The 455-nt window shown below is 69.5% G+C and carries 1 protein-coding gene; it reads right to left on the bottom strand.

The annotated features are described in order from the left end of the window. On the bottom strand, positions 1-242 hold a 242-nt coding region (locus ACR9ZJ_RS19405), incomplete at its 3' end, for a hypothetical protein (RefSeq protein ID WP_481288692.1). Positions 243-455 lie beyond the last annotated feature (213 nt).

The following is a 455-nucleotide window of genomic DNA, read 5'->3' as shown; positions in this document are numbered from 1 at the left end:
GCGCGTGGCGTGGCGTTGGCCGCGGCCGCGGCCGCGGTAGCGTCTGGCGTATCCGCTACCCGTGCCGGGTCGGTGCCGGGGGCAAGGCGGTCGAGTTGCGCGCGGGCGTGGTCGAGGTCGCGGCGCAGTTGCGAGGTGCGGCCCCAGAGGAAACCGATGGCGAATCCGGCCACGCCACCGGCGACGCCTTCCCCCACGAAGGCGCCGATGACCGCCCCGACGATAGCCCAGACCAGATACATGCCCTTGCTCCCCTGACCACTTCCGATGTTCCGGAGTGAGTCTGGCATGAAACCGCAAGAATGTAGGAGGCGGCTTCGCCGCATCGCCGACAAGTCGGCTCCCACCAGGGCAAGAGCGTCGCCGACAAGTCGGCTCCCACCAGTCAGCCGCACCCTGGCCAGTCTCCCGCGCTTTGGTGGGAGCCGACCCTGTCGGCGATACCGGTTACTCTG

Source organism: Luteibacter sp. KNZ12-1A, assembly GCF_056755675.1.
Note: the sequence above shows the minus strand (reverse complement) of the source record. Positions and strands in the feature narration are given on the sequence as shown.